Genomic DNA, 5,584 nt, shown 5'->3' with positions numbered 1-5,584 from the left:
CCCTTGCTACACGGGGAGCAGCAGCACGCCCGGGTGCGGCAAGGCCGGCCTTGCCGCACCCGTGACCGGGCGGGCGCTGCGGCGGTTGCACCTGAATGACGAAGACCCCCTCCGCGCTGTCCTGGCTCGACCAGGCCGACGAGCGCTACCACAGCCGCGAAGAAACCAAGAAGCCCGGTAAGTCCGGGGAGCGGGTGCTCACCTCGGACGAGCGGGACGCCCTCGCCCTAGCCTCCGTCACGGGCCAGCACGCCGCCGACTGGATCCGCTCCCTCGCTTCCCGCCAGCACGATGAGGGCTCCCGGCAGGTCCTGGAGCAGTACGCCGGCGCCGTCGAGCAGATCCTGCGCTACGAGATCATCCCAGGCGGCGACGGCGAGCTGGTGAAGGAACTGCGCTACACCCTGGACGCCTACGTGCTGCTGGGCAGCGTCCAGAGCGGGCACCGGCCAAAGCTGACCGCCGCCGAGCGGGTCGCACTGCTGGCGATCGGCTTCACCGCCCTGTCCTCACCGCGGGTCGTCCTCAACGACCTCACCGACCTGGTGCCGCTGTGCCAGGCGATCGACCAGGCCCTGGCCATCGGCATGGCCGACGCAGCGGCCGCGCCCAAATGCCGGCCGTGACCGCCAAGCGACCTCTCCGCTGTCCCAGCCGCCCGCCCCGCCTCGCTCGACGGCTCCGGTGACAAGGACCTGAACGAGGACACCCTCGCCGAAGCCGCCACCGAAGCCCGCGCAGCACCGAGCCGACAGCCGCGGTCGACAAGCTGGTACGTGAAGGCCTGATCCGTCAGCTCACCGACTTGGCAGCACACGCTCGGCGAACCCAGCCGCGCGCTCACCGCCGCCGCGCAGGACTGACCGCCGGAGTGGGCCGCCGATGCCCTCCGCACCGAGGACCTCCGCTGGCGCCACGCCCGCCACCACCACGACCACCTGCCAGACGGGGAACCGGACAGCCAGCCGTGGTGATCACCGATACCCGGGGCGCGGAAGAATAGGACAGGTGACCAGCACTCAGCCCCTGCCCAGGGGCCTCAACTCCCTGATCCCCGACGCCCGCGCCCAGGCAACCCCCGGGCGAACGCGCCGCCTCCCAGCTCCTCCACCTGCGCGAGGCCACCGTGCCCGTGCCGGTCCTCGCCGCGGCCGCCGAACTGATCGCCCCGCAGCTGAAGGACCCGGACCCAGCCACCCAGGAGGCGGCCGCCGCCGTCCACGCCCGTCTGGTCGCCGCCATCGAGGGCGCCACACCCGTGATCCGTCTCAACGAAGTTTGATCAGTCTCGCCGGACCTTGACCGCTCGCCGCTGGCTGCGGTCCGGGCCTGGACGGGCAGTCAGGTTCGGTCGGCGCCGAACAGGGGTCGAGCGGGTCACCCTCGTAGCCGAGGACGAGGCACACCGTGGCGACCGGCCCCTGGGAAAGGTCTGCGAGCCGAGCGAGGGCCGTCGCCTCGGACGGAAGCGCGGTGGGATCGAAACCGGCAGGGAAGCCCTGACCCGCCCCGCAGAACACGAGCAGGACCAGCAGGCCGGGAACCGTCTGGAGGCGCGGTGCGTGAGGGGAAGGCGGCGGAGTTGCTCTCCGATGCCGAGAGTTTCGAGGTTCTGTCCCGGGAGATCCTCCCGGCCTGGACCCGGGAGGCGGTGCCGCAGACGCGGCCGGTGGTGCTGCTCGTGGCCGGGCCGCCCGGCAGCGGGAAGACCACCCTCTCCGGTCTTCTGCTGCCGGTCCTCGGACTGCGTGGCGGAGCGGTGCGCGTCGGCGCCGACCTCTACAAAGCCGCGCACCGGCACTATCCGGCACTGCTGGCCGAGGACGTGCGGACCGCTGGCGCCGGTGTGCGTACTGACACCCGCCGCTGGCAGGTCGAGGTGGAGGGGTACGTGCGCGCCCACCGGCTGGACGCTGTGGTGGAAACCGCGCTCGCCGACCCGGAGGCGGCCCGGGCCCAGGCGCTGGCGTACCGGGCGTCCGGGCACCGGGTCGAGATAGTCGCGCTGGCGTGCGCGTCGGCGGTCAGCCAGCTAGGGGTGCTGAAGCGCTACCTCGGCAACGGAGACGGGGCCGGACGCTACGTGTCGTGGGCCAACCACGACGAGTGCGCCCGCCAGCTGGCCCACACGCTGGGCGTACTGGAGGAAGAGCACCTGGTCGACCGCGTGACAGTAGTGCGGCGCGGCCTGGAGCCTCTGTACGACAACGAGCTCGCCGACGGGACATGGATCCGGCCACCGGGGGCGGCGCGGGCGGTGGAGGCCGAGCAGGCCAGGTGGTGGGGCGCCGTGGAGACCGCGACCTTCCGCCGGTCCCTGGCCAGTGCCGAGCGCGCGCTGGCGCGGGCGGAGACCCGGCTTCCGTCTGACCAGGTGCTGGCCGTCATGCGAGACCCGGAACGGTGCGCCGCGCTGGCCGAACCGGTACGTCGCACCGCCCAGCCGATCGCCGAGCCGCCCGGCATCGACTACCACCGGCTGTCCGCCGACGAACACGAATGGATCTTCCAGAACCTGATCGTCCCGGACCTCGGGGAGGTCGTGGCGCTGGAGCGGCCCGTCGTCGTGTACGTGATGGGGGCGCCGGGCGCGGGCAAGACCCAGGCGACGATGATGGTGCGCCGGGCGCTGCGCGATCGGCGGCCGGTGTGGATCGCGGGCGAGTTGTTCAAGGCGGCCCATCCGGACTACTTCCGGCTGCTGCGCGAGCATCCCCGCACCGCGTCCGCCCGGATCCGCGCGGACTACAAGGCGTGGCAGGCCCGGGCCGAGGCGTACGTTCGGGAGCGGCGCGCGGACACCGTGATCGAGGTCGCCCCCGGCAGTGCGAACTCCTTCCTCGACGACGTGGCCGCGTGGCGGCGGGCCGGGTATCGCGTCGAGTTGCTGGTGCTGGATGTGCGTGCGGCCGACAGCCGCCAGGGCACCGCCCTGCGCTACGCGGAGGTCAGCCGGGGCGGCACCCGGCCGGGCCGGTTCACCACCGCCAGCGGTCACGACCGGTGCCTGGCGGCGGTGCTGGAGTGCGTCCAGGCCGTCGAGGAGCAGCGCCTGGTCGACCACGTCGGCGTGGTACGACGTGACGGCACTGCCGTCTTCCGCAACACGCTCGGTCCCGACGGCCGGTGGACCGGCCAAACCGGTGCCGCGCTCGCCGTCCGGGCGGGGCAGGTGCGGCCCTACACCGAGCACGAGGCCCGCCGGTTCCTCGCCCACCAGCGCAAGCTGCGCGCGGCGCTGCCGCAGTACCGGCGGGACGTCGACGCGATCACCCGCCTTGCTTGGCCGCTGCTGCCGCCCGCGCTCCAGCCCGGCCGTCTCGCCTTCGCCCCGCCCGCCGCGCTCCCGGCACCACACCCTACACGCCGGTGATCTCGCTGAGCCTGGCGTCGTAGTCGGCCTCGATCCGCCCCGGCTCCGCCCCGGTCATCTCCGGCAGGTCGCGCAACGCCTTGGTGCAGGCGGCACGCTCGGCCAGCAGCCGCGCGACGCGGTCCGGGGTTGGTGCCGGGCGCCGGCGTTCGGCGCGGATCTGCTCGGCGTACCAGGCCGCCACCTGCTCGATCTTCTCCGCGATCCGGCCGCGGGCATCGTCGCCTCCGGTGCCGTCAGGCACGCCGGAGCCGGGGACGGCCGGAGAGTGCTCGAGGGGATCAGGCTCGTACATGGGAACCGCCTCCCTGACGCCCCCTCCGGCGTCCGATGGCTCGACAACGAGGAGACCGTGCAGACCAAGTGGCGGGCCCTGGTCACCGCCGACAGACCCCCCTCGCACGGCCATAACGAAGAGGCCCGCCTCCGAGAGGGCGGGCCCTGGCACTCAGTCCGTTCACAGGATCCGCGAGACGTAGATCCTCGGCGGGTCCGAGTCCTCGTTCACCGCATACTCCACCAACCCCGGATCCCGGCGCAGCGGCGCCGAGTGCATCCCGGGACGGCCTGGCACCGGCATGCTCAGGTGCGGGAAGGGGTTCTCGCGCAGGTCGACCAGGAACGCCACCACGGCGGAGAACACCTCGGCCGACGTGCCCGGGTGGCCGGGGAACTCCTCGACGGCCGGGGAGATGGTGATCGGGTCGTCCTCGTGGCCCGGGAACTCGGTGTAGTCGCTCACAGGGCCCCGAGCCGACGCAGAACTGCGGAGGCGGAGGTGCCGGGGGCCGTGCCGGCCTGGACGGCGGCGTGGATACAGTCACCCTCCGGGTCACGGTAGAGCTCCGCCCGCAGCCACCACCGCTTCAGCACACCGCTGATCGTGTCGACGTCGGCCTCACCCATTTCCCGGTAGAACTCCATCCGCTGCGCCGGCGGCAAAGCGGCGGCGACGGCGTCCTGGGTACGCGAGACGGGCTGGCTGCCGTCATGGTGGCCGTGCAGGGGCGCTGCGCTCACAGTTCCTCCGGAAGTCTCGTGCGTGCGGGACCGATACCAGTGTCCTCTCCCAGTGGCATCGGTTGGTACCCAGGGCTCCGGACCGGCGAGCCCGCGGGCATCGGGAGGTGAGCCGGGGACGGCCGACGCCGGGGCTCGGAGTCGAACGACCAGTCCCGGCACGGCACTGCGGCCGGCTCAGCAGGAGCCAGGCGGCGTCAGTGGTGCGGACGAAGCGCCCGAGCCGGGACCTCGGGGACGGGGGCACCCCAGGTCCCGGCTGCGGGAGGCACCAGCCACACCAAGGCATGGCCGGTCTGCTCGGCAGCCCGTCAAGGGGGTGGTGGGGCTGCCGTGACCGGAATGCTAGACCCGTCCGAGCCCCGCGAACAGGGCTGTGACCTGCAATTTCCCGGGCGCGGACATGCCCGAGGTCAGAAATTCTTACCCCCGCCCCGGCGAGCGGACCGTGCCGAGGAGTCCTCGGCACGGAGACCGGGCTGCGTGGGCCGGCTGGCGCTGCGGGTGGTGCACGGAACGGGGCGGGTGAGCGGGGGGAGGGGCCCTTCGAGGATCGGGGCCGCCAAGCGTCCACTTCTTCCTGTCCAGTCGCAACCAGCTTGCGTTGCAAGGACTTTGGGTCCCGTGTCGGCGCGCTGCCCGGCACCTGCCCCTTCAGTTGCAGTCGGATGGCAATCGACTACTATCCGAAATCAATTCTGACAGCGCACGGCCATGGGAGGGGCTCAGGGGCCAGGCAAAACTGTGGGGGGAAGACATGCCAAATCCTGATCTGGCCTCGGAGCTCAAGGTCAATCCGGCCGAACTGGAGGGCTGCGGGCAGAGCGCCCAGCACATCGGGAGTCTCATACCGGACGAAACCTCGATCTCATGAGCACCGCAATGCGCGCCTCCGTGACGTTGTCACTGGCCAGAAGGTCCGCGGTCGCCGCCGCGCTGGCGATCACGACACTGCCCCTGAACGCCTGCGGAGCGAGCACGCTACAGGAACGGTCCAAGCCCACGATCACACTGGCCCAGGCCAAGAAGCAGATCGATAACTATCTCGCGGACATCCTGGCCAAGCTGCCGGTCAAGCCCACGGCCAGCTCCGGCAACTTCCGCGATATGGAATGCGACGCCAACGACATCGGTCCGCATGGCAGAACACAGACCAGCCGAGGATACGACTTCGGGGACGTTCCGTCCGCC

General features: G+C 71.8%; 7 protein-coding genes. 4 read left to right on the top strand and 3 right to left on the bottom strand.

The window, feature by feature from the left end:
• Positions 1-95 precede the first annotated feature (95 nt).
• The 3 genes from ACFU7Y_RS38970 to ACFU7Y_RS38960 all read left to right on the top strand — a co-directional run bounded on the left by ACFU7Y_RS38970 (position 96) and on the right by ACFU7Y_RS38960 (position 3,373).
• Positions 96-626, top strand: coding sequence for a hypothetical protein (locus tag ACFU7Y_RS38970; RefSeq protein ID WP_224277513.1), 531 nt, complete (start codon positions 96-98; stop codon positions 624-626).
• A 500-nt stretch (positions 627-1,126) separates the two neighbouring features.
• Positions 1,127-1,282, top strand: coding sequence for a hypothetical protein (locus tag ACFU7Y_RS38965; RefSeq protein WP_380771197.1), 156 nt, complete (start codon positions 1,127-1,129; stop codon positions 1,280-1,282).
• A gap of 276 nt (positions 1,283-1,558) precedes the next feature.
• Positions 1,559-3,373, top strand: coding sequence for a zeta toxin family protein (locus ACFU7Y_RS38960; protein WP_380771196.1), 1,815 nt, complete (start codon positions 1,559-1,561; stop codon positions 3,371-3,373).
• Here ACFU7Y_RS38960 and ACFU7Y_RS38955 read toward each other — a convergent pair.
• The 3 genes from ACFU7Y_RS38955 to ACFU7Y_RS38945 form a co-directional block, all read right to left on the bottom strand.
• Entirely contained in the window at positions 3,360-3,668 is a 309-nt protein-coding gene (locus ACFU7Y_RS38955; RefSeq protein ID WP_380771195.1) for a hypothetical protein, read from the bottom strand. The genes ACFU7Y_RS38960 and ACFU7Y_RS38955 overlap by 14 nt on opposite strands.
• Positions 3,669-3,830: 162 nt before the next feature.
• Positions 3,831-4,115 (bottom strand): hypothetical protein, encoded by a 285-nt coding sequence (locus ACFU7Y_RS38950; protein WP_380771194.1) that lies wholly within the window; start codon positions 4,113-4,115, stop codon positions 3,831-3,833.
• Positions 4,112-4,393: a hypothetical protein gene (locus tag ACFU7Y_RS38945; protein WP_224277523.1), complete on the bottom strand. Its 282-nt coding sequence runs from the start codon at positions 4,391-4,393 to the stop codon at positions 4,112-4,114. Before ACFU7Y_RS38945 ends, ACFU7Y_RS38950 begins: the two co-directional genes overlap by 4 nt.
• 870 nt (positions 4,394-5,263) lie before the next feature.
• Between ACFU7Y_RS38945 and ACFU7Y_RS38940 the strand changes: the two genes are divergently transcribed.
• The coding region (locus tag ACFU7Y_RS38940) for a hypothetical protein (protein WP_380771193.1) at positions 5,264-5,584 on the top strand (321 nt) is incomplete at its 3' end.

This window comes from Kitasatospora sp. NPDC057542, assembly GCF_042801945.1.
In the GTDB taxonomy this organism is placed as follows: Bacteria; Actinomycetota; Actinomycetes; order Streptomycetales; family Streptomycetaceae; genus Kitasatospora.
This window is presented reverse-complemented; position numbering and strand designations above follow the sequence as displayed.